Genomic DNA, 22,492 nt, shown 5'->3' on the forward strand with positions numbered 1-22,492 from the left:
AGCGGCTCCAATAATTAGGTAAAAACTAATATTATCTCAAAACACCACGAATGAAAGAAATTCAAACATCCTGTTTATTGGCACCTCAAATGTAACGAAGGAAGTCCAATGTCCGCCCGTTCTGTCGCAATCCTCGCCTCGTTGACCGCAACGATGACCCTCACCGCAGCCTTCCCGGCATTGGCAATCGAATTGCCGACAAAGCCTTATCTTACCCTTCAAGCTGCCCGCTCCATCGTAGCTGCTGCCGAAAAAGAAGCGACAGCGAACGGCTGGCCCTGCGTGATCTCAGTCGTCGATGCAGAAGGTCTGCCGATCCTCACGATACGCATGGACAACGCGTCAGTACCCGCTGGCGTCGAGCTCGCGCCCGGCAAAGCTCGCACAGCCGCGCTTTTCCGTCGGGAAAGCGGTGCTCTCGAGGATGCTATTAACGGGGCACGCCCTGCCGCTATCACGGCGCGCGGCTTCGTGCTCATGCGCGGAGGAGTTCCAATCACGGTGAATGGTACGATTGTTGGCGCCATTGGCGTATCAGCCGACACACCCGATCATGACCAGCAGATTGCGAAGGCTGGTGCGGCAGCATTGACAACCAAATGACAACCGTCCTCGCATCCGCGCCGCGCGTTACCAATTCAACTTTCATTTTGCTGACAGCCTCGACCGGTTGCGCAATGACCGTGCTGGACACAAATGTCGTCGCGATGGTCCTACCGACCATTGCGCGGGAATTTTCGGCAAGTTTTGCTGACGTAGAGTGGGTCATCAGCACTTATGTCCTTTGCTTCGCGTCGCTGCTCTTGCCGGCTGGCGCTCTAGCCGACCGGTTCGGACGTCGCACTGTTTTTCTGATTGGAATTGGTGCGTTCGCATTCTCATCCTGGCTTTGCGGTGTAGCAGATTCAGCCGCTTCACTTTACCTTGCTCGCGCGTTGCAAGGTGCCAGTGCCGCCTTCCAGCTCGCGCCTGCGCTCGCAATCATTGGCCATACGTTCCATCGCGATGAGGAACGTAACCGTGCATGGTCAATTTGGGGCGGCATCATGGGCCTGACCATGGTGCTGTCACCGATTATCGGAGGCCTTATCGCGCATAGTCTCGGCTGGCGTTGGGCATTCTACATAAACATACCTATCGGCATTGTGTTGGCACTGGCTACGCTGCATTCCATCACCGATTCAAAAGATGAAAATGCGCGGCGCGTTGATCCAATCGGCATCGTTGCATTTGCGAGTACAATGTTCGGCCTCACATGGGGACTTATCAATGGACAGGCACATGGTTGGACCTCTTCAACCGCGATTGCAGGATTTGTCGGCGGCTTAGCCGGCCTCGCTATTTTCTTGGCTGCGGAGAATATCCAGCAGCGCCCGATGCTCGATCTCAGCCTGTTCCGCAATCCTCGTTTCATCGGTGGTGTTTGGGCTATGTTTGCTTATGCCGCCTGTGCACAGGTGATGGCGTCCATGCTGCCGCTATTCCTTCAAAATGGCTTCGGTCAGCCGCCATTGCAAGCTGGTTTTGCCATGCTTCCATTTGCAAGCGCGATGCTGATCTTCCCCAATGTCGGGCATTTTCTCGGAAAGAGAATGTCGTCGCCGGAAATTCTGTCCCTTGGACTCATGATCGTCGGTATCGGCAGCCTTGTGACAAGCTTCGGCGCACATTGCGGCGCCTGGTCTATCGTTATGTGCGGCATGTTTCTGATTGGGAGCGGTGGCGGCTTGCTGAATGGTGAAACCCAGAAAGCGATCATGAGTACCGTTGCACGTGACCGTGCCGGGATGGCATCGGGTATCAGCACAACCGCCCGATTTACCGGCATTCTGTTGGGCTTCGCGGTCCTGAGCGGAGTGCTGGCAAGTGCTGTTCGGACTCACTTAATGCAAACGGGCTGCAAGGATCCGACATGCAGTGAAAATTTTGCTGACGCGATAGTCGCGGGCGACTTGCCTAACGCACTTGGTATGGTAGCACCTTCGGCGAGGATTGCCGCAACCGAACTTGCCATGCGAGGCTATTCTGCTGGCTTCTCGGTTGCGCTTCTGGTTTCTGCAATCGTGGCCATCGCCTCCTCGCTTTTGGTCTACTGCCTGATGAAACGACAATAGCTTTCAGGCACGAAGCTCTATTCTTTCTTGTAAAGCGTGCGCGACCGCTCAAGATGTCGGAGCATGGCAGCCTCGGCGCGGTCCGCATCCTTAATCGACAAGCAATCCAATATTTCCTCGTGTTCAACGAGGGTATATTTCTCTTTGCCGGTCCAGATAAGCATATGAGTGTGATACTCTTTCAGCCAAGCCAGCATAGCTTCGCTTACTGCGACCAATATTGGATTGCCGGAAATCCTGGTTATCCGGACATGAAACTCCATATCGGCAGCGATGAATGCCTCTGCATCACCAAGCGATTTCCGCTGCCGTTCGATGATCTCCCGCAGCTCGGCGATATCATCTTCCGTTGTCTTCTGTGCAATCTCGCGAACAATTCCACGTTCGAAGAAAATTCGCGCGCTCTTCAAATCTTCCAGCGTGTCCATTGATTGCGCAAGCATGATCTTCGCAGTCGGATCGACCTGCTGGAAAATTGAACGTGCAGTGAGTTTCAAAACCTTGGCGCGCTCGCCATGCGAGATGCTGACCAGACCCATCTTGGCAAGTGACTGCATCGCCTCGCGGATCGCGGGCCGTCCAACGCCAAAACGCTCCATCAGAACGCGCTCGGACGGCATCTCGTCGCCCGGCGTCAATTCACCGGAAGTAATCATGTTTTCGAGCCGGTCGAAAACTTCGTCAGATAGTTTGCGGCGAATGATGGGTTCAATTGCTTGGGTCATTGCGTCTCACTGCTCATGAGCTTTTCTCCCTTATGCATCTTCAAATGCTCTGAGGAAAGCCGTTACCCACACTCTCGCGACCGGTTAACAATTTTCCGCTTGCAGATATTGGAATACTCATTATACCAGTTCGCACTCAAACACCATGCGCTTATTGCAGGCGCAATGAAAACCGTGAGTGACGACAATTCCGATGAACATCTGTTTGACCTATCGCATTGAGACAACCGGCAGCATCGAACAGATGGCCGCCAAGATCGCGAGCGATCAGTCGACCGGCACTTTCGTCGCCGTTCCGGGAGAAACCGAAGAGTTGAAGGCGCGCATCGCAGCACGTGTGCTCGAGATTCGCCCGCTTGAAGACGCAACGGTGCCTGCATGGCCGGAGCTCGAGCCCGGACACAGCCCGATCAAGCGCGCCGATGTCGATATTGCTTTTCCACTCGATGCAATCGGTACTGATCTTGCAGCACTCATGACGATTGCCGTTGGCGGCGTCTATTCGATTAAGGGCATGACAGGCATCCGCGTTGTCGACATGAAGCTGCCGGAAGCCTTCAAAAGCGCACATCCAGGTCCGCAATTCGGTATTGCCGGAAGCCGTCGTCTGACAGGTGTTGAAAAGCGTCCGATCATTGGCACCATCGTCAAGCCCGCGCTCGGGCTGCGTCCACATGAGACGGCAGAACTCGTCGGTGAACTCATTGAGTCAGGCGTCGATTTCATCAAGGACGATGAAAAACTGATGAGTCCGGCCTACTCGCCGCTTAAAGAGCGCATCGCCGCGATCATGCCGCGTATTCTCGATCACGAACAGAAGACCGGCAAAAAGGTGATGTATGCTTTCGGCATCTCCCATGCTGATCCCGATGTCATGATGCGCAACCACGACATGGTGCTAGAGGCTGGCGGCAATTGCGCCGTGGTCAACATCAACTCGGTCGGCTTTGGCGGCATGAGCTTCCTGCGCAAGCGCTCGGGTCTCGTGCTTCACGCCCATCGCAACGGTTGGGACATCCTGACCCGCAACCCGGGCGCAGGCATGGATTTCCGTGTTTATCAGCAGTTCTGGCGGCTGCTCGGCGTCGATCAGTTCCAGATCAACGGCATCCGCATCAAATATTGGGAGCCGGACGAAAGCTTTGTCAATTCGTTCAAGGCGGTCAGCACACCGCTGTTTGATCCGTCCGATTGTCCGCTTCCTGTGGCCGGTTCCGGGCAATGGGGTGGACAGGCACCGGAAACCTATGAGCGCACGGGCCGCACGACGGACCTGCTTTATCTGTGCGGCGGCGGCATTGTCAGCCATCCGGGTGGCCCTGCAGCCGGTGTTCGCGCTGTGCAGCAAGCATGGGAAGCAGCAGTTGCGGGTATCCCGCTTGAAGCTTACGCCGCAGATCACCCCGAACTTGCAGCCTCGCTCGCAAAATTCGGGAAAGGTGGCGAGTAATGTCACAGGCTTCCAACGAATTACTGCTGTCTTATTACGGCGATGATCTGACCGGCTCGACCGATGTTATGGAAGCCATGGCTTCCAACGGCGTCGACACTGTGCTGTTCATGAATGTGCCGGATGAAGAACTTCTTTCGCGCTTTTCACACTGCAAGGCTATTGGTCTTGCAGGCACCAGCCGCAGTGAAACGCCGGAATGGATGCAGGAAAATCTCACGCCTGCGTTCAACTGGCTCAAAAGCCTGAATGCTGCGATTACGCATTACAAAGTCTGCTCGACATTCGATTCCGCACCACATGTCGGCAATATTGGCAAGGCCGTGGAAATCGGCAAAGCAATCTTCGATCAGGCCTATGTACCGTTGATTGTCGGTGCGCCGCAGCTAAAGCGTTACACATCTTTCGGCAATCTCTTTGCCGCCTATCAGGGCGAAACCTACCGCATCGACCGCCATCCCGTCATGAGCCGCCATCCGGTCACGCCGATGCATGAAGCCGATCTGCGCGTACATCTGGCAAAGCAGACCGCACTGAAAACAGTGCTTGCTGATCTCGTAGCGCTTTCAGTCGCAGATGCAAATGATCGCGTAAACACCATTGCCAAAAATGCGGACGGCATGTTGCTGTTCGACGTCGACAGCCATGAAAGCCAGTTGCAGGCAGGTGACCAGCTTTGGCGTCTGCGTCCTGATGCGGGTTGGTTCGTTACAGGCTCGTCCGGTGTTGAATATGCGCTTCTCGCAGCATGGGCCAAGGTCGGACTGATTAACGCTAAAAAGGAATTTCCGCTTCCCGGCAAAGCTGAACGCATCGCGGTCGTTTCGGGAAGCGTGTCGCCAACCACCGAACGCCAGATCCGCCACGCGACCGCATCGGGCTTTACCGGCATTGATCTCAACCCACTCGACCTTCTGGGTGAGAATGGCAATCAGGCAATCGAAGCTGCCATTGCTGACGGCCAAAAGGCACTCAAGCAGGGCAACAGTGTGATCCTCAATACCGCCCTTGGCCCTTCGGCTGACCGAGGCACAGAAATCGACAAGATCGCAGGCAGCCGCCACAAGCTGGCCCGCAGCCTCGGCTTCATCCTCCGCAGCCTTGTCGAGCGCGAAAGGCTTACCCGCGCCGTCATTGCAGGCGGCGACACTTCGAGCCACGCATTGCGTGAATTGCATGTCGATGCACTCACCACGCTTTTGCCGCTTCCACAAACACCGGGGTCGCCGCTTTGCACGGCGCACAGCGCTCACGCCGCCACCAACGGCCTCCAGATTGCCCTCAAGGGCGGTCAGGTCGGTTCTGACGGTTATTTCAGTCAGATTCGCGACGGCCTGACCGTTTGAATCTGGAATACTCATTGACTGGTTATACCAGTTACGCTACCAAAAGTCTGGGAAGGAACTACAATCATGACAGCTATCGCTTTGTTCGGAGCGGGCGGCAAGATGGGCTACCGTCTGGCCAAGAACCTCAAAGGTTCGCGCTTTGACGTCCGTCACATCGAAGTCAGCGACGCAGGCAAGGCACGCCTGAAGAGCGACCTTGGCATCGATACTATCGATGCGGATACAGGTCTTGAAGGTGCTGATGTCGTCATTCTGGCTGTTCCGGATACCATCATCGGTAAGGTTGCAGCAGGCATCGTAGACAAGCTGAAGCCGAGCACGATGGTTGTTGCACTCGACGCAGCCGCGCCATTTGCCGGTCATCTGCCAGAACGTGCAGACCTCACCTATTTCGTGACCCATCCTTGCCATCCGCCGATCTTCAACGACGAAACGGATATGCAAGCAAAAAAGGACCACTTCGGCGGTCTGTTTGCAAAGCAGCACATCGTTTCGGCTCTGATGCAGGGACCGGAAGAAGCTTATGCACTGGGCGAAGAAATCGCCAAGGTCATCTGGGCACCAGTAATGCGCTCGCATCGCGTAACCGTTGAGCAGCTCGCAATTCTCGAGCCCGGTCTTTCGGAAACCGTTGCAGCTTCGCTTCTCGTTGTCATGAAGCAGGCCATGGATGAAACCGTTCGTCGCGGCGTTCCTGAAGAAGCAGCACGCGACTTCCTGCTCGGCCACATGAATGTTCTCGGCGCCGTCATCTTTGGCGAAGTCCAGGGCGTATTCTCCGATGCCTGCAACAAGGCAATCGAATTCGGCATTCCTGCGCTGATGCGCGACGACTGGAAGAACGTTTTCGAACCGGAAGAAATTGCAGAAAGCATCCGTCGCATTACGTGACGTTATCCGGGAGGGCGTAATGCGCCTTCCCCTTTTTTACCGCCTCTTGGGAAACGGGGCTTGATTTGGGAGGAAAATATGAAGTTTACACGCAGGACAATTGCGCGCGGTTTTGCGATTGCAGCCGTCTCGGCAACATTGGCAGGCGGTGTTGTCATGCCAGCATGGGCCGCTGATCTGATCGCAATCATCACGCCGTCGCACGACAATCCATTCTACAAAGCCGAAGCCGTGGGCGCTGAAGCCAAAGCCAAGGAACTTGGCTACGAAACACTGATCCTTCAGCATGATGATGATCCAACCAAGCAGTCACAGCTTGTCGATACGGCCATCGGTCGTGGCGCAAAGGCAATCATTCTCGACAATGCTGGCTCGGAAGCATCGATTGCCGCCGTTCAGAAGGCCAAGGATGCCAAAGTCCCTTCATTCCTGATCGACCGTGAAATTAATGCATCAGGCGTTGCGGTGTCACAGATCGTTTCCAACAACTATCAAGGCGCACAGCTCGGTGCGGAAGAATTCGTCAAGCTAATGGGCGAAGCAGGCAATTATGTCGAGCTGCTCGGCCGTGAATCCGATCTCAATGCAGGCACTCGTTCGAAGGGTTATCACGACGTCATCGATGAATATCCTGACATGAAGATGGTTGCGCAGCAGTCTGCCAACTGGAGCCAGACTGAAGCCTTCACGAAAATGCAGAGCATTTTGCAGGCAAACCCTGACATCAAGGGCGTGATTTCCGGTAACGACACCATGGCTATGGGTGCATGGGCGGCGCTTGAAGCCGCCGGTCGCAAGGACGTTATCGTTGTCGGCTTCGACGGCTCAAATGATGTTCGCGACTCCATCAAGGCAGGCGGCATCAAGGCAACTGTTCTTCAGCCAGCCTATGCTCAGGCACAGATGGCTGTCGTTCAGGCTGACGAATATATCAAGACCGGTAAGGGACCTGCTGAAGAAAAGCAGCTGATGGACTGCGTCCTCATCAATCCTGACAATGCAGACAAGCTCGAAACCTTCGCTTTGAAGGACTAACTCCCAAGGCTTGCGACATCGGGAGCTCCAACAAATGTTAGCGTTCCCGAAATGCTCCTAAAGTGCATTGTGTTTTTCCAAAACGCGGCGACGCGCTTTAGGTCTTTGTTTTTACGCATGTCGTTATCGGAAAGCCAGTGCCCACTTTTCCGCGACATGCTTTGATGCCGAGGATAAATTCATGTCAGTGCTGAAGTCAGCTTCCATTATCCTGCTGGCCTGCGGTGTCGCGCTTTCGGGCTGCAAAATCATCAAGACTCCGACTGCAGAAGAAGCCGCCGAAGCACGCGGCGATAATTTCAATCCCGATCGTTCGGTTGCCGACATCTGGGACTCAAAAGTTAAGCCGTTTTTTGCCGAGAAAACTGCAAAGCTCGATGAAGTGATGCAGGCAGCAAACGCAGATGCGGATGCCGCTGGAGCAAAATACGGTCATCGCGAAAAGCAGGGCAATGCCCCCTGGACCTTTGCAGCCAAGCTTGAAGGCACGGTGGTCGCCGCCGAAACGAAATCGCGCGCAGCCTATATTGATGTCGACAGCAATGGCGATGGCAAGGCCGATGCACGCGTGCAGATCGGACCGACCGTTCGCGGCAGCGCAATTCGCGACAGCCTCTCCTTTGTGAACTTCAATGAGTTTCGCAATCAGATCGATTGGGCTCAGTTTGGCAAGGCGTTCAACACCCGCGTCAATGACGATGTTCTTTCAAAGCTACCACGCGAAGATTTGGTTGGCATGAAGGTGAAAGCCGGAGGTGCTTTCCCGTTGCCATCGAAGGGTCAGCTTCCGCTCGTCACGCCTGTTTCCATCTCTTTGGAGAAATAAGCGATGGGGACGAGATTGAACCCAAAGGACGATATCGTTCTCAAGCTTGAGGATGTTTCCAAGGTCTATTCGGGCATTGTCGCGGTCAAGCGCGCCAATCTTGAATTGCGCCGTGGTTCGGTCAATGTGCTTGTCGGCGAAAACGGCGCTGGCAAGTCAACGCTGATGAAAATCATCGCGGGCGTTGAGCGTCCGACCATGGGAAAGATCATTCTCGATGGCGAGGAAGTGTCATTCGACAGCCCCGCCGACGCGCAGAAGCGCGGCATTGCGATGATCTTTCAAGAACTCAACCTGTTTTCAAACATGACGGTGGCAGAGAATATCTTTGCCGCACGCGAGATTACACGCGGTGTGCGCGGCATCGATCACAAGGCGCAGGTCGTCAAGGCCAATGAATATCTCGACCGCCTTGACGCAGGTATCAGGGCAAGTACGCTCGTCGCCGATTTGCCAATCGGTCAGCAGCAACTTGTCGAAATCGCCAAGGCTATTTCGCTTGATGCACGCATCGTAATCATGGATGAACCGACATCGGCCCTTTCTGCTGCCGAAGTCGATATTCTCTTCAAGGTTATCGCCGAGTTGAAAAAGAAGGGCGTGGCAATCGTCTATATTTCGCATCGTCTCGAAGAACTGATGCGGATTGGCGATTACATCACGGTTCTGCGCGACGGAAAAATCACAGGCCAGGAAGAGATCAAGAACATCGATACGCAATGGATTGTGCGTTCGATGATCGGTTCCGATGCCAAGGATTTTGCCAAGCCTGTGACCCACAAGATCGGTACAGAACGGTTTCGCGCCGAAAACATCACCTTGCCGCGTGCGACTGGCGGGCTTGCAGTTGATGACGTTTCACTGACTGTGCGGGCAGGCGAAGTTCTGGGCATTTACGGCCTTATGGGTGCCGGACGTTCTGAGTTTTTCGAATGTGTGATGGGCCAGCATGGGCACTCCACTGGCCATATCTATATCGATGGCGAGGAAGTGAAGGAGCGCGATACGACCCGTCGCATCCGGCGTGGCCTTGCTCTCATACCAGAAGATCGCCAGCGCGAAGGTCTGGTGCAGATTTTGTCGATTGCCAGCAATCTGACACTGGCAAGTCTCGATCGTCTGGCTCGCTTCTTCCACATCACGCCAAAGCGTGAAAAGCAGGCTATTCAACAGGCGATCAAAGATCTGTCGATCAAGGCACCGAACCCCGAATTCGGGGTCACTTCGATGTCGGGTGGCAATCAACAAAAGGTTGTCATCGGCAAGGCGCTGATGACCAATCCGAAGGTTCTTCTGATGGACGAGCCATCGCGCGGCATTGATGTGGGTGCGAAGGCCGATGTCTTCCGAACCATGCGCAGGCTTGCTGCCGAAGGTCTTTCCATTCTCTTTTCAACCTCTGATCTGGAAGAAGTCATGGCGCTCTCCGATCGCATCGCGGTGCTCAGCAATGGGAAGCTGATTGCTATATTTGACCGCGATAAAGCGACGGAAGCCGACATTGTTGCTGCATCGGCCAAGGGCCATGGACACACACATGACAACGACCATAACAAACAAATAAAGGAACTCGCGTCATGACAGCCAACACGACGACGGCCGCCACTGACTCAACCTTTAACAGCGGCTCCGCCCTGCTGACGCTGATGAAACTGAGAACCTTCATCGCGCTTTTCGCGGTGTTCATCTTCTTCTCGTTCGCAGCACCGAACTTCCTTTCAGCCGCGAACCTAATCCTGATGTCGAAGCACGTTGCGCTTAACGCATTTCTTGCAATGGGCATGACCTTCGTCATCATCACAGGTGGCATCGACCTTTCGGTCGGCTCCATTGTCGGGCTTTGCGGCATGGTTGCAGGCGGTCTTCTGATCTACGGCATCGATCTTGGCATCGGCTATACGATCTATTTCAACATCATCGAAATCTCGCTGATCACACTGGCTGTGGGTGTTGCAGTCGGCTTCATAAACGGGCTATTGATAACCAAACTGAATGTTGCGCCCTTCATCGCGACACTCGGCACGCTTTATGTAGCGCGCGGCCTAGCACTTCTGTCGTCGGACGGCCAAACCTTCCCGAACCTTGTAGGCCGTGAAGACCTAGGCACAACCGGCTTCGCCTTCCTCGGATCAGGCAGCATTCTCGGTCTTCCGGTCTCGATCTGGATTCTGATCGTCGTTGCATTGGCCGCAGCCTATATCGCGCGATACACGCCGCTTGGACGGCAAATTTTCGCAGTCGGCGGCAACGAACGTGCGGCGCGCATGTCGGGTATCCGCGTCGACCGCGTAAAGATGTTCGTTTACATGTTTTCGGGCTTCTGTGCTGCGATCGCCGGCCTTATCATTTCATCCGAACTGATGTCATCGCATCCGGCAACGGGTAACTCGTTCGAGTTGAACGCCATTGCGGCGGCAGTGCTCGGCGGCACCTCGATGTCGGGCGGGCGTGGCACCATTGGTGGCACAATCATCGGTGCATTTGTCATCGGTATTCTCTCCGACGGGCTGGTCATGATGGGCGTTTCGTCCTTCTGGCAGATGGTCATCAAGGGCCTAGTCATCATCATTGCCGTAGTGGTTGATCAGGCACAGCGCCGCCTCCAGCAGCGCGTTACACTCATGCAAATGGCAAAAGCAGGATAAAGGCTCAGTAAATGGCAGAATTGAATGGCGCTCTGATCGGCTGCGGTTTCTTCGCAATCAACCAGATTCACGCATGGAATGACGTTTCGGGTGCCAAAATCGTGGCAATCTGCGACCGCGATCCTGAGCGGTTGAAGATTGTCGGCGACCAGTTTGGCATCGAACGCCGCTACACGGATGCTGAGGCGCTGTTTGCAGATGGCGGCATCGACTTTGTCGATATCGCCACCACAGTTTCAAGCCATCGTGCTCTGGTGGAACTTGCTGCCACCCACAAGGTGCCAGTAATCTGCCAGAAGCCTTTTGCCAAAACGCTTGATGATGCAAAGGCCATGGTGAAGGTTTGCGATGAAGCAGGCATTCCGCTCATGGTGCATGAAAACTTCCGCTGGCAGACGCCTATTCAGGCGGTGCGCAAGGCACTCGACGGTGGCGCCATCGGCACGCCATTCTGGGGACGTTTCTCGTTTCGCTCCGGCTTTGACGTATTTTCCGGCCAGCCTTATCTTGCAGAAGGCGAACGCTTTATCATCGAAGATTTAGGCATTCATACGCTTGATATTGCGCGCTTCATTCTGGGCGACGTGACCAGCCTTGTTGCTCGCACAAAGCGTGTGAACCCGAAGATCAAGGGTGAAGATGTAGCAACCATTCTCATGGACCATGAAAATGGTGCTACTTCCATTGTTGACATAAGCTATGCCACCAAGCTCGAAACCGATCCTTTCCCGGAAACACTCATTGAACTTGATGGCACGCAAGGATCAATCCGGCTTTATCAGGGTTATCGCCTTGAAGTGGTTACGCCGAACGGCCCCACGGTTTCCGACGTTTCGCCAAGACTGCTCTCGTGGGCCTCACGTCCATGGCACAATATTCAGGAAAGCGTTTTTGCCATACAACAGCATTGGGTGGACAAGCTGGAAGCTCGTGAAGAAACCTCGACATCGGGTGCGGATAATCTCAAGACTTTCGCGCTTGTCGAAGCCGCCTATGACAGTGCCGCAAGCGGCAACCGCGTTGACATTACGGCGTTGCTCAAATGAGCAACGTCGATCCTTTCCTGCTCTATGGGACGCGTGAAGCCGAAGCTAAGCCAACGCATCTGAAAGCGGGCTTACTTGACCTGGATTTAAGCGACGGCAATCTCCGCACTATCACTTACGATGGCGTCGAAGTTCTGCGCGCCGTCTCATATCTGGTGCGGGATCGAGACTGGGGAACCTACCACCCGAAAATCCATGATCTGAACGTCGAGCAAAACGACAGCGGTTTCATCGTCACCTATCAGGCACGTTGCGAAGGCCCGGATGCGACCCAACTCACCATTGATGTTCGCATTCAGGCAGAGAGTGGCGGTACGCTCACTTTTGATGCCGTGGCCAATACCACGACCGGTTTTGAAACCAACCGTTGCGGCTTTTGCATTCTGCATCCAATCGTCGGGGTTGCCGGTTCGCCTGTAACTATCGAGCATGTCGATGGGACGCTCAATAGAACACAACTGCCCTGTCTGATTGAGCCATGGCAGCCTTTCAAGGACATGCGCGCGATCACTCATGAGGCCATGCCCGGCGTTTCAGCCGAATGCCGCATGGAAGGTGACACATTTGAGATGGAAGACCAACGCAACTGGTCTGATGCATCTTACAAGACCTATGTGCGTCCGCTGGCTTTGCCATGGCCTTATCAGATCGAAGCCGCGAAACCCCAACATCAGCGCATTGTGCTCAATATTCGTGATAGTCGCAAAGCTGCTCTCAACGCCACCCGGAATGCCGAGCCGGTGAGCATCACGCTTGGTGACGCAAGCGGCAAAATGCCAAATATCGGCATCATCATCACACCGGAAGAAGCCAAGGCCAGCTTAGCCGCAATAGAGCTACTCGGGGAAATAGCCCCGCAGGATCTGTTATTTCATTACGATCCTCTAGCAGGGCATAAAGGGTCGACCTTTGCGGATTTTGCAGCCTTAGCTGCGAAGCATAGCGGGCGCGTTTCACTCGAAATTGCATTGCCTTGCGAGAAATCGCTCATCGAAGAGACGAAAGCAATCGCTTCTGACATGAAAGCGGCTGGTTTTACCCCGGATGCAATCATTGTTTCACCGGTTATGGATCGGCAGTCGACGCCGCCCGGCAGCGAGTGGCCACCCTGCCCGCCGCTTGAAGATGTCTATGGGGCAGCAAGAGCAGCTTTCCCGGATGTGCGGCTCGGCGGCGGAATGCTGAGCTATTTCACCGAGCTTAATCGCAAGCGCGTTCCCGGCGACCTTATTGATTTCGTGACCCATTGCACCAATCCGATTGTCCATGCAGCAGACGATCTGAGCGTCATGCAAACATTGGAGGCACTGCCGTTCATTATCCGCTCGGTGCGGGCGATCTACGGCGACAAGCCCTATCGCATCGGGCCGTCTACCATCCCCATGCGCCAAAACCCTTATGGCAGCAGAACTATGGAAAACCCGAATGGCAAGCGCATCGCTATGGCCAATCGCGATCCCCGCCACAATGGAAAATTCGCGGAAAGCTTCGCGATGGCCTATGTCGTATCTGTACTGAACGCTGGCCTTGACAGCCTGACGCTTTCAGCCCTCACCGGACCTTTCGGACTTATTGCTGGTGACGGCGAACCAACACTCGCAGGTGGGAAACGTCCACTCTTCACCACGATAAAAACATTGTCCCGGCTTGCAGGAAAAAAATGGCAGCAGCTTATTTCGTCGCGGCTTGACCACGTTCTGGCCTTTGCAACTGAGCAAGAATTCTGGCTGGTAAACATCACGTCACAGCCTCAGACTGTTAGCATCGCTCAATTCGCCAGGATTGCTCTCGAGCCCTACGCGGTCCAGAACTTGAAACGCTCATAGTTTTAATCGCGTCGTGTTGTTTTGATCAGGAGCGGCCAACGCTGAGCTATAAAAATGATATGCCCGCCAGCAAGAACTGACGGGCATAAATCCAAAAGGTTTTCGGCGACTTAAATCACATTTGGCGTGATAGGCAGACGCCAAATTATTCCCACTCGATCGTGCCGGGCGGTTTTGAAGTCACGTCGTAGACGACGCGATTGATGCCACGTACCTCGTTGATGATGCGGGTTGCCGCATTGCCGAGGAAATTCATATCGTAGTGATAGAAATCGGCAGTCATGCCGTCCACCGATGTCACAGCACGCAGCGCACAGACGAATTCGTAGGTACGACCATCTCCCATCACACCGACGGTCTGGACTGGCAACAGAACGGCGAAAGCCTGCCAGATGGCATCATAGAGACCAGCTTTGCGGATTTCGTCCAGATAGATCGCGTCGGCTTCGCGCAGAATCTCGAGTTTCTCGCGTGTAATACCGCCCGGGCAGCGGATAGCGAGACCCGGTCCCGGGAACGGATGGCGACCGATGAAGCTATCCGGCAGGCCAAGTTCCTTGCCGAGCAAGCGTACCTCGTCCTTGAACAGTTCACGCAGTGGTTCGACGAGCTGCATCTTCATGCGCTCCGGCAGACCACCGACATTGTGGTGCGACTTGATCGTGACAGAAGGACCGCCGGTAAACGAAACGCTTTCGATAACGTCCGGATAGAGCGTGCCTTGCACGAGGAAATCTGCGCCGCCGAGCTTCTTGGCTTCTTCCTCGAACACTTCGATAAAGAGGCGACCAATTGTCTTGCGCTTCTTTTCAGGATCGGTTTCGCCTTCCAGCTCACCGATGAAACGATCAGCAGCATCAACGAGAATGAGCGGCAGGTTGTAATGTTCGCGAAACATTTCAACAACTTGGCTAGCTTCGTTTTTACGCATCAGCCCGTGATCAACCAGAATACAGGTCAGCTGATCACCAATAGCTTCATGCGCGAGAAGCGCTGCAACGGACGAATCCACACCACCGGAAAGCGCGCAGATCACTTTGCCGCTACCGACCTGCTTACGGATCGCTTCGACAGCCTGTTCGCGATATGCGCCCATAGTCCAGCCCGGCTTTACGCCGACGATACGATGAACGAAGTTCTGCAACAGCTTGGCGCCATCCGGCGTATGCACGACCTCCGGGTGGAACTGCACGCCATAATATTTGCGCTTCTCGTCAGCGATAGCCGCAAAAGGTGCGTTTGGCGAAGTGCCGATAATGGTAAAACCATCGGGCAGCGACGTAACACGGTCACCATGGCTCATCCAGACCTGATGACGGGTGCCCTTGGCCCAGATGCCTTCGAAGAGTGGGCTATCTTCCTGCACATCCAGGAAAGCACGACCGAATTCGCGATCATGGCCACTTTCGACCTTACCACCCAACTGGGCGCACATCGTTTGTTCGCCGTAGCAGATGCCGAGAACGGGAATACCTTCTTCGAAAACGGCCTGCGGCGCACGCGGCGAACCAATATCAGTCGTCGAATGGGGGCTGCCTGAAAGGATAACACCTTTCGGCTTCAGCCGCTTGAAAGTCTCTTCCGCAGACTGGAAAGGGACGATTTCACAATAGACGTTGGCTTCGCGCACGCGACGCGCAATCAGCTGCGTAACCTGGCTGCCAAAGTCGATGATTAGGATTGTGTCGGGATGTGCCGTGGTGCTCATGTGCAGCGTCTATTTAAAAAGTGACCGGGATGCAATGCCTATATGGGTTATAGACATCATGCTCAACAAGTGCGTTGTCAAAAAACGACTTATACTGACATACCATTGTCAGGAGCCGACAAGAGCCCGTTAGCGATGGCGACCTCCAATTGCTGGACCGCATCAGCCAGTTTCTCATCAATAATGTGCAGATACTGTGTCCAGTCCCCGACATGCTGCAATTCACCTGCACCATCGGAGATACCGCGGAGGCCGTAAAGCGGAACTTCTGCGAGCTGGCAAGCGCGCAGGCAGGCATAAGTTTCCATATCGACCATATCTGCATCGATCGTGGTATATGTCTCACCGGAAACGATATTTGCACCTGTTGAAAGCGATGCAACAGGGATTTTCGGTACAGAGACCGGTAGCGCAATAACTTTGGGAAGATCGAGAAAAGGCGTTGCGCCTTTTTCAAACCCAAGCGGAGAGGCATCCATATCGCGATAGGAAACGGAAGAGACCTGAAACACCTCGGCTTGCGGTAATTTGGCTGAGCCTGCGGAACCAAGTGAAACCACGAGGTCAGGTTTTTCTCCCGATTGGACCAGACCCGCAAGAGCATATGCAAGATTGGCAGCCGCCTCAACCGGCCCTACCCCGATCATGACCGGCGTGAATAGCTTCGCCAGATGACGACCATATTCGGCATCAACAGCCATAACGTAGAGCAGACGCTTTCCGGCGACAATTTTCATCATCCCTGCAGGCCTTTTCTGTCCTGCACGACCATCATTGTTCCGGTCATCGTTGCGATCAGGCGCACTTCCGTGTCGGTGACCGCAAACGCCTGTCCATCACTAACCATGATGGTACGACCGGGCTTGGTGACCTCACCGCGAAAGAGGAACCGTTCTCCTTTGCCTGGAGCAAGCAGATTCACCTTGAATTCGATGGTCAGTACGGCAGCATCGGAAGGCATCAGCGTAAGCGCCGCGTAGCCGCAGGCAGAATCGAGCGCAGCAGAAATCATGCCCGCATGCAAAATCCCGTGCTGTTGTGTCAGCTCCTCACGAAACGGCATTTCAACTTCAACTATACCGGGCTCACACCGTGTCAGTTCAGCGCCAATCAGTTTCATGGCCGCCTGCCGCCCGAAACTTTCCTCGACGCGCTCCTTGAAATCCGGTTCCGCTACGCGGTGCGCTGACATCGGCTCTCCCGTCCTATTTTGACCTTTGCAGAATGCTCACATAAAAACCGTCAGTGCCAGTGGACAATGGCGAAAATACTGCACCATGCGACGGAAATACCGGCTTTACATCACCAGCATCCGCTACAATTGTATCCCACAAAGTCTGTGGCACAACTTCCGTAAAATCGACATTCCCTTTGAGAAACTGTGCAGTCTGCTTCGTGTTTTCTTCTGCGAACAACGAACAGGTAACATAGGCCAGGCGTCCCCCCGGCTTCACGTAATGCTTGGCAGATTCCAGCACTTCCCTCTGGTCCTGAACGCGCCGCTCCAGTTGCTGGTCGTTCAACCGCCATTTTGCATCTGGGCGGCGCCTCCATGTGCCGGAACCAGTGCAAGGCGCATCGGTAAGCACGAGATCCATCTGCCCGGTCAGCGGGTCCAGTGCATCGAGATTTCCATGTATCTGCGTGTTACGCACCCCTGCACGCTGTAGTCGCTCATGCATGGGCGACAACCGCGCTCGTTCAGCATCATAGGCATGAATTTGACCGCTGTTCTGCATTGCAGCAGCCAAAGCCAAAGTCTTGCCGCCCGCACCTGCACAATAGTCAAGCACCTGTTGACCGGGCTTCGCACCAGCAAAAAGCGCGGCAAGTTGTGAGCCTAAATCCTGAACCTCAAACCAGCCGTCGAGAAAAGCCTGTTCGCCTTGTACATTGGGATGGCGACCAAGTGCTTCGATAGGCGGAATGCGCAGTGCTTGCGCCAAAAAAGGCGCAGATGATGCACCGGATTTTTCAAGCGCTGAGAGCGTTTGTTCGGGTCGCGCCTTCAAACTGTTGACGCGCAAGTCGACTGGCGGCCGCGTTGCCAACGCCCTGCCTTCATCCACCCAGCGCGCACCGAGAAGTTCCTCAAGCGACGATGCACACCATCCCGGTACATCCGCCTGAACGTGAGCTGGAGCTTCAGCGATATCTAGGCTTCCCCATGCTCTGCGGCGTGGCTGCTCCAGCGTTTCCGGCGCAAATTTGTCTCCATCGAGTATAGCATCGATGGCCGCAGTATCCATGCCACCATCAGCCAGCAGTGCACCGAATGCCAGAGCGCGCGCATCATCGGCATCCATTCGCCACGTGATGGACAGCTTACGGCGCAGCGCATCATAGACGATGTTGCCAATCACAGCACGGTCGCCCGCGCCTGCGAAGCGATGGGAAGCGCCCCAATCCTTCAGCACGTCGGAAGCTGGGCGTGTACCCGCTTCAATCTGCTCCAATACCTCGATAGCCGCCTGCAGGCGTCCGCCAAGCCGCATTGTGTCTCCTTCTCGAATGCCTGCTCTCGGGCATAGCCTTCCTTACAGGGAAAAGGCAATCGGCAAATCAAAACAAAAAGGCGGCTTCAATTGAGCCGCCTCTTTTCATTCGCCAAATGTCATGAATTACATGCCGCCCGGATAGTTCGGGCTTTCGCGGGTGATAGCGACACCATGCGAATGGCTTTCCCGCAGACCGGCATTGGAAATTCGCACGAACGTTGCCTTTTCACGGAACTCTTCCAGCGTCTTGGCGCCAACATAGCCCATGGAAGCGCGCAAGCCACCTGCAAGCTGGTGAAGAACTGCGGAAATCGGCCCTTTGTAGGCGACCTGACCTTCAATCCCTTCCGGTACCAGCTTTAGTTCATCGCGCACTTCTGCCTGGAAGTAACGATCAGCCGAGCCACGCGCCATAGCGCCGACCGAACCCATACCGCGATAGGCTTTGAACGAGCGCCCCTGATGTAGATAGACTTCGCCGGGACTCTCTTCCGTACCGGCCAACAGCGAACCAGCCATCGCGGCGACCGCGCCGGCTGCCAGCGCCTTGGCAAAATCGCCGGAGAACTTGATGCCGCCATCTGCAATCACCGGGATATCCTGTTTTTGTGCTGCCTCAACCGCAGACATTATGGCCGAAAGCTGTGGAACGCCAACGCCAGCAACAATACGTGTGGTGCAGATCGAGCCCGGCCCGATACCAACCTTGACCGCATCCGCACCTGCATCGATCAGCGCCTTTGTACCAGCGGTCGTTGCAACATTACCTGCAAGAATCGCTATATTCGGATAGGCTTTCTTGATACGGGCCACTGCATCGAGAACGCGCTGCGAATGGCCATGCGCCGTATCCACCACCAAAAGATCTACACCGGCTTCAATCAAACGTTCAGCGCGCCCGTAACCGTCTTCACCAACGCTCGTAGCAGCCGCGGCGCGCAGACGTCCCTGAGCGTCCTTGGCGGCGTTCGGATTGAGCTGCGACTTTTCAATGTCCTTGACGGTAACAAGACCGACACAACGGCCCTGATCGTCGACAACGAGAAGCTTTTCAATGCGATGAGCGTGCAACAGACGCTTGGCTTCGTCCTGATTGACGTTCTCGCGAACCGTAATGAGGTTTTCACGGGTCATCAGCTCGTGAATCTTCTGCTTCGGATCAGAAGCGAAGCGAACGTCGCGATTGGTCAGGATACCGACAAGCCGTCCCGGGCCTTTGGTTGTATTCTCAACGACTGGAATTCCGGAAATTCCGTGAGCCTTCATCAGTGCCTGCGCATCAGCCAAAGTGGCATCCGGGCCAATCGTCACTGGATTTACAACCATGCCTGATTCGAACTTCTTCACCTGACGGACTTCTTCTGCCTGTCGCTCGGGCGTCAGATTGCGGTGAATGACGCCAATACCACCGGCCTGTGCCATGGCAATAGCCAGCCGGGATTCCGTCACGGTATCCATCGCAGCAGAAAGAAGAGGAAGGGTAAGTTCGATATCCTTGGCGATGCGCGTGCGCAGATCGACCTGCCCCGGCATTACTTCGGAATGGCCCGGCTGCAGCAGCACATCGTCAAATGTGAGAGCGAGAGCGCCGGTGGGCGATTCCACGATTTTAGCCATTGCCAATTCCTTTGCCGATTTTATCGAATGAGAAAAGCCGCCTCTCCGGAATAGGTCCGGGAGCAGCGACGCATCTGGTTTGCTAGGTTGAATTGGCACCGGCTGGTAACACGGTTATGACCAAATGGAAAGCCTTTTACTGACAAGTTTCAGTTACCGATAAGGATTTACGTGATAAATCTCGACACACATCGAAATCGGGCAGCAGCAGGCTTGCAGGGGCAAAGTGAGAAAATCCTATAGACGCGTTCCGCTCATCCGCCGGTCAAAAGCCATGTGGATGTCACCACATGTCTGGAAGCCACGACTGGTCTTCTGGTGTGGCGCACTCGCTATTGGCCTTATCAGCGTTGGCTTTGCCGAAGCTGCGGACATTGCGCAAGATTGGTTCAAGACCCTCACAAGCGGAAGCGGCTGGCGCGCATGGCTCCCACTGCTTATCACACCGGTCGGGTTTATGGCTTGTTCCTGGATTGCCTTATCCTGGTTCCCAAATTCTGGAGGCAGCGGCATTCCGCAAGCAATCGCCGCACGCCATTTGCACGACCATGAAGATCGAACTCTGCTGCTTTCACTCAAAACCGCGATCGGTAAGATCATTCTTACTCTGACCGGGCTTTTCAGTGGAGCATCCATCGGTCGCGAGGGCCCGACCGTGCAGATCGGTGCATCCATCATGATGCAGTCCGCCCGTTTCGGCGGCATGGAACAAGCACGCGGTCTCATCCTTGCGGGCTCTGCCGCAGGCATAGCGGCTGCGTTCAACACCCCCCTTGCAGGTGTCGTCTTCGCAATCGAGGAGATGGGACGTGCCTATGCCGCACGAACCAACGGTCTCGTATTATCTGCCGTTATTCTCGCCGGTCTTGCTTCGCTTGGTCTCGTAGGAAACTATAATTATTTCGGGCTGACGACTGTTACCGCTTCCAGCGGCAAAGACTGGATTCTGGTGATTGCGTGCGGTGTAATTGGTGGAGCATTCGGGGCTGCCTTCAGTGCGCTCGCACTCGAACTGAGACGTCGTGTGCGACGCCGCATTCAAAAGGCTCCTCTTCGCAATGCAGTATTTTTCGCGGGAATTTGCGGCCTTTTGGTCGCAATCATCGGCATTGCGTCCGGCGGATCGACCTTTGGCGCAGGCTACGATCAGGCACGGAGCGCTGTGGAAGGGTTGGCTCTTCCACCTCTTTATTTCATAGGGAAGTTCCTTGCCGGGCTTCTTTCCATGACTTCGGGGATACCGGGCGGAATATTTGCACCTTCTTTGTCGGTCGGTGCGGGACTGGGCAGCACCATCGGCCTGGTTCTTGGAACCAGCACCAGTCTTGCTGCTGTTCTCGGCATGGCAGGTTATTTTGCCGGCGTCGTGCAAGCACCGATGACTGCATTCGTCATCATTCTGGAAATGACCGGCAATCATAACAACGTCATTCCACTCATGTGCGCATCGATGATGGGCTATGGCACTGCACGGCTGATCTCTCACGAGCCGCTCTATCATGCCATGTCACGTGACTACGTAGCAGACGAACTGCGCCAGCGCCGGGCGCGCGAAAAGAATACGCTCTCTCAATAGAGTAAACATGGAGGAGAAAACTGTTCATGGATCGCAGAACATTCACCAAGTCGCTTGCGGGACTCGGGGCAATGCCCTTTGTCGTCAATGTGGCATCGGCAGCTACTGAGGGAGGAGCAGGCATGCTGGAGCTTATGGGTGGAAGCATCACGGATGTACCCGGAATCAAGCTGGGACACCACACACTGACAAAACGCCCGACCGGCTGCACCGTTCTTCTATGCGAGGAAGGCGCTTCTGCGGGCGTTGATGTGCGCGGTTCTGCGCCCGGTACGCGTGAAACCGATCTGCTCGATCCAATCAATTATGTACAACAGGTTCAGGCCATCCTGCTTTCGGGCGGCAGTGCCTATGGCCTGGCAGCTGCGACCGGCGTTATGCGTTATCTTGAAGAGAACAATCTCGGCTTCAAGATCGGCAAAGGCGTCGTTCCGATTGTACCGGCGGCAATCTTGATGGATCTCGGCGTCGGAGATTTTTCTGTGCGTCCCGATGAGGAAGCCGGTTATCTGGCATGCAAGGCCGCAAAGGCTGAAGCTTCTGGAGAAGGCAACATCGGTGCTGGCGCAGGCGCGTCTGTCGGCAAGATGTTCGGTATGGAATACGCTATGAAGGGAGGACTCGGCACAGCTAGCTATAAGGTACCCGGCACCGAAATCGTTGTCGGCGCAATTGTTGCCGTCAATGCTGTCGGCGACGTCTATGCACCGAATTCGCGCCAGATTCTGGCTGGTGCGCGGACAGAGGACGGAAAGGGCTACCGGGATACCATATCCGCCATCATGCAGGGCCATGGCGTGGTAAAGTCAGGCGGTGCCAACACAACGATTGGCGCAATAGCGACCAATGTCCCATTCGACAAGGCTCAGCTCAAAAAGATTGCGGGCATGGCGCATGACGGTTTTGCACGCACAATCAATCCTATCCATACAATGTGGGACGGTGACACGATCTTCGCGCTTTCCACAGGCAAGGCAAAGGGCGTGGAAGCCGATGTGACGGCAATTGGAGCAATCGCCGCGACAGTTATGGCAGAAGCCGTGGCACGTGCAGTTATCAATGCGGACAGCCTCAAGGATTTGAACTTGCCAGCCTATAAGGACTATGCCCCGCAATAAGGTGATTATCTGCTGACAATAGTGTGTATTCGGCGTCATTCGTGAATGCACAAAAGACAGTCTGTGCG

19 protein-coding genes are annotated in these 22,492 nt (G+C 54.9%); 13 read left to right on the forward strand and 6 right to left on the reverse strand.

Features of this window, described 5'->3' with window-relative positions:
- Positions 1-108 precede the first annotated feature (108 nt).
- Entirely contained in the window at positions 109-603 is a 495-nt protein-coding gene (locus AAE521_RS18755) for a GlcG/HbpS family heme-binding protein (RefSeq protein WP_342062128.1), read from the forward strand.
- Positions 600-2,114, forward strand: a complete 1,515-nt coding sequence (locus AAE521_RS18760; RefSeq protein WP_342062129.1) for an MFS transporter — start codon at positions 600-602, stop codon at positions 2,112-2,114. The genes AAE521_RS18755 and AAE521_RS18760 overlap by 4 nt, the downstream gene beginning before the upstream one ends.
- A 17-nt stretch (positions 2,115-2,131) precedes the next feature.
- On the opposite strand, the gene AAE521_RS18765 is transcribed toward AAE521_RS18760, so the two are convergent.
- Positions 2,132-2,839 carry a transcriptional regulator NanR gene (locus AAE521_RS18765; RefSeq protein ID WP_342062130.1) on the reverse strand — a complete coding sequence of 236 codons (708 nt, stop codon included), beginning with the start codon at positions 2,837-2,839 and terminating at the stop codon, positions 2,132-2,134.
- Between the two features lie 193 nt (positions 2,840-3,032).
- Here AAE521_RS18765 and oiaX point away from each other — a divergent pair, with 193 nt between their 5' ends.
- From oiaX to apnL, 9 genes are all read left to right on the forward strand, one after another.
- Positions 3,033-4,289, forward strand: a complete 1,257-nt coding sequence (oiaX, locus tag AAE521_RS18770; RefSeq protein ID WP_071633554.1) for a 3-oxo-isoapionate-4-phosphate decarboxylase OiaX — start codon at positions 3,033-3,035, stop codon at positions 4,287-4,289.
- Complete coding sequence (locus AAE521_RS18775) at positions 4,289-5,635, forward strand: four-carbon acid sugar kinase family protein (protein WP_342062131.1); 1,347 nt, start codon at positions 4,289-4,291, stop codon at positions 5,633-5,635. Before oiaX ends, AAE521_RS18775 begins: the two co-directional genes overlap by 1 nt.
- A 66-nt stretch (positions 5,636-5,701) precedes the next feature.
- On the forward strand, positions 5,702-6,529 hold the full coding sequence (locus tag AAE521_RS18780) for a phosphogluconate dehydrogenase C-terminal domain-containing protein (RefSeq protein ID WP_071633556.1): 828 nt from the start codon (positions 5,702-5,704) through the stop codon (positions 6,527-6,529).
- A 78-nt stretch (positions 6,530-6,607) separates the two neighbouring features.
- Positions 6,608-7,564: a D-ribose ABC transporter substrate-binding protein gene (locus AAE521_RS18785; RefSeq protein ID WP_071633557.1), complete on the forward strand. Its 957-nt coding sequence runs from the start codon at positions 6,608-6,610 to the stop codon at positions 7,562-7,564.
- Positions 7,565-7,745: 181 nt separating this feature from the next.
- Positions 7,746-8,390, forward strand: coding sequence for a DUF2291 family protein (locus AAE521_RS18790; protein WP_071633558.1), 645 nt, complete (start codon positions 7,746-7,748; stop codon positions 8,388-8,390).
- A gap of 3 nt (positions 8,391-8,393) precedes the next feature.
- Positions 8,394-9,971 (forward strand): sugar ABC transporter ATP-binding protein, encoded by a 1,578-nt coding sequence (locus tag AAE521_RS18795; protein ID WP_071633559.1) that lies wholly within the window; start codon positions 8,394-8,396, stop codon positions 9,969-9,971.
- Positions 9,968-11,035 (forward strand): ABC transporter permease, encoded by a 1,068-nt coding sequence (locus tag AAE521_RS18800; RefSeq protein WP_010661025.1) that lies wholly within the window; start codon positions 9,968-9,970, stop codon positions 11,033-11,035. Before AAE521_RS18795 ends, AAE521_RS18800 begins: the two co-directional genes overlap by 4 nt.
- Positions 11,036-11,046: 11 nt before the next feature.
- A complete protein-coding gene (locus AAE521_RS18805; protein ID WP_071633560.1) occupies positions 11,047-12,081 on the forward strand; it encodes a Gfo/Idh/MocA family protein in 1,035 nt (344 codons plus the stop codon).
- The gene (apnL, locus tag AAE521_RS18810; RefSeq protein ID WP_342062132.1) at positions 12,078-13,907 is read left to right on the forward strand and encodes a D-apionate lactonase; all 1,830 of its coding nucleotides are present in this window, start codon (positions 12,078-12,080) and stop codon (positions 13,905-13,907) included. The genes AAE521_RS18805 and apnL overlap by 4 nt, the downstream gene beginning before the upstream one ends.
- Before the next feature lie 145 nt (positions 13,908-14,052).
- Here the strand turns inward: apnL and guaA are convergent, their stop codons facing one another.
- From guaA to guaB, 5 genes are all read right to left on the reverse strand, one after another.
- Positions 14,053-15,615, reverse strand: a complete 1,563-nt coding sequence (gene guaA / locus AAE521_RS18815; protein ID WP_071633562.1) for a glutamine-hydrolyzing GMP synthase — start codon at positions 15,613-15,615, stop codon at positions 14,053-14,055.
- Between the two features lie 89 nt (positions 15,616-15,704).
- Positions 15,705-16,355, reverse strand: coding sequence for a 5'-methylthioadenosine/S-adenosylhomocysteine nucleosidase (locus AAE521_RS18820; protein ID WP_342062133.1), 651 nt, complete (start codon positions 16,353-16,355; stop codon positions 15,705-15,707).
- Positions 16,352-16,807 carry a PaaI family thioesterase gene (locus AAE521_RS18825; RefSeq protein WP_010661020.1) on the reverse strand — a complete coding sequence of 152 codons (456 nt, stop codon included), beginning with the start codon at positions 16,805-16,807 and terminating at the stop codon, positions 16,352-16,354. The genes AAE521_RS18820 and AAE521_RS18825 overlap by 4 nt, the downstream gene beginning before the upstream one ends.
- A gap of 13 nt (positions 16,808-16,820) precedes the next feature.
- Entirely contained in the window at positions 16,821-18,110 is a 1,290-nt protein-coding gene (locus AAE521_RS18830) for an RsmB/NOP family class I SAM-dependent RNA methyltransferase (RefSeq protein ID WP_342062134.1), read from the reverse strand.
- Positions 18,111-18,236: 126 nt separating this feature from the next.
- On the reverse strand, positions 18,237-19,730 hold the full coding sequence (gene guaB, locus AAE521_RS18835; protein ID WP_342062135.1) for an IMP dehydrogenase: 1,494 nt from the start codon (positions 19,728-19,730) through the stop codon (positions 18,237-18,239).
- 226 nt (positions 19,731-19,956) lie between these two features.
- Here guaB and AAE521_RS18840 point away from each other — a divergent pair, with 226 nt between their 5' ends.
- Together AAE521_RS18840 and AAE521_RS18845 are read left to right on the forward strand one after the other, a co-directional pair.
- Positions 19,957-21,306 carry a chloride channel protein gene (locus AAE521_RS18840; RefSeq protein ID WP_342062136.1) on the forward strand — a complete coding sequence of 450 codons (1,350 nt, stop codon included), beginning with the start codon at positions 19,957-19,959 and terminating at the stop codon, positions 21,304-21,306.
- A 26-nt stretch (positions 21,307-21,332) separates the two neighbouring features.
- Positions 21,333-22,424, forward strand: coding sequence for a P1 family peptidase (locus AAE521_RS18845; RefSeq protein ID WP_071633567.1), 1,092 nt, complete (start codon positions 21,333-21,335; stop codon positions 22,422-22,424).
- Positions 22,425-22,492 lie beyond the last annotated feature (68 nt).

Source organism: Brucella cytisi (assembly GCF_038433355.1).
Taxonomy (GTDB): domain Bacteria; phylum Pseudomonadota; class Alphaproteobacteria; order Rhizobiales; family Rhizobiaceae; genus Brucella; species Brucella cytisi.

Bases quoted from the DNA above. Each gene is read 5' to 3' on its own strand.
- AAE521_RS18805 (WP_071633560.1), top strand. From the start codon at position 11,047: ATGGCAGAATTGAATGGCGCTCTGATCGGCTGCGGTTTCTTCGCAATC.
- AAE521_RS18845 (WP_071633567.1), top strand. From the start codon at position 21,333: ATGGATCGCAGAACATTCACCAAGTCGCTTGCGGGACTCGGGGCAATG.
- guaA (WP_071633562.1), bottom strand. From the start codon at position 15,615: ATGAGCACCACGGCACATCCCGACACAATCCTAATCATCGACTTTGGC.
- AAE521_RS18765 (WP_342062130.1), bottom strand. From the start codon at position 2,839: ATGACCCAAGCAATTGAACCCATCATTCGCCGCAAACTATCTGACGAA.
- AAE521_RS18775 (WP_342062131.1), top strand. From the start codon at position 4,289: ATGTCACAGGCTTCCAACGAATTACTGCTGTCTTATTACGGCGATGAT.
- AAE521_RS18780 (WP_071633556.1), top strand. From the start codon at position 5,702: ATGACAGCTATCGCTTTGTTCGGAGCGGGCGGCAAGATGGGCTACCGT.
- AAE521_RS18825 (WP_010661020.1), bottom strand. From the start codon at position 16,807: ATGTCAGCGCACCGCGTAGCGGAACCGGATTTCAAGGAGCGCGTCGAG.
- apnL (WP_342062132.1), top strand. From the start codon at position 12,078: ATGAGCAACGTCGATCCTTTCCTGCTCTATGGGACGCGTGAAGCCGAA.
- AAE521_RS18755 (WP_342062128.1), top strand. From the start codon at position 109: ATGTCCGCCCGTTCTGTCGCAATCCTCGCCTCGTTGACCGCAACGATG.
- guaB (WP_342062135.1), bottom strand. From the start codon at position 19,730: ATGGCTAAAATCGTGGAATCGCCCACCGGCGCTCTCGCTCTCACATTT.
- oiaX (WP_071633554.1), top strand. From the start codon at position 3,033: ATGAACATCTGTTTGACCTATCGCATTGAGACAACCGGCAGCATCGAA.
- AAE521_RS18820 (WP_342062133.1), bottom strand. From the start codon at position 16,355: ATGATGAAAATTGTCGCCGGAAAGCGTCTGCTCTACGTTATGGCTGTT.
- AAE521_RS18790 (WP_071633558.1), top strand. From the start codon at position 7,746: ATGTCAGTGCTGAAGTCAGCTTCCATTATCCTGCTGGCCTGCGGTGTC.
- AAE521_RS18785 (WP_071633557.1), top strand. From the start codon at position 6,608: ATGAAGTTTACACGCAGGACAATTGCGCGCGGTTTTGCGATTGCAGCC.
- AAE521_RS18800 (WP_010661025.1), top strand. From the start codon at position 9,968: ATGACAGCCAACACGACGACGGCCGCCACTGACTCAACCTTTAACAGC.
- AAE521_RS18795 (WP_071633559.1), top strand. From the start codon at position 8,394: ATGGGGACGAGATTGAACCCAAAGGACGATATCGTTCTCAAGCTTGAG.
- AAE521_RS18830 (WP_342062134.1), bottom strand. From the start codon at position 18,110: ATGCGGCTTGGCGGACGCCTGCAGGCGGCTATCGAGGTATTGGAGCAG.
- AAE521_RS18760 (WP_342062129.1), top strand. From the start codon at position 600: ATGACAACCGTCCTCGCATCCGCGCCGCGCGTTACCAATTCAACTTTC.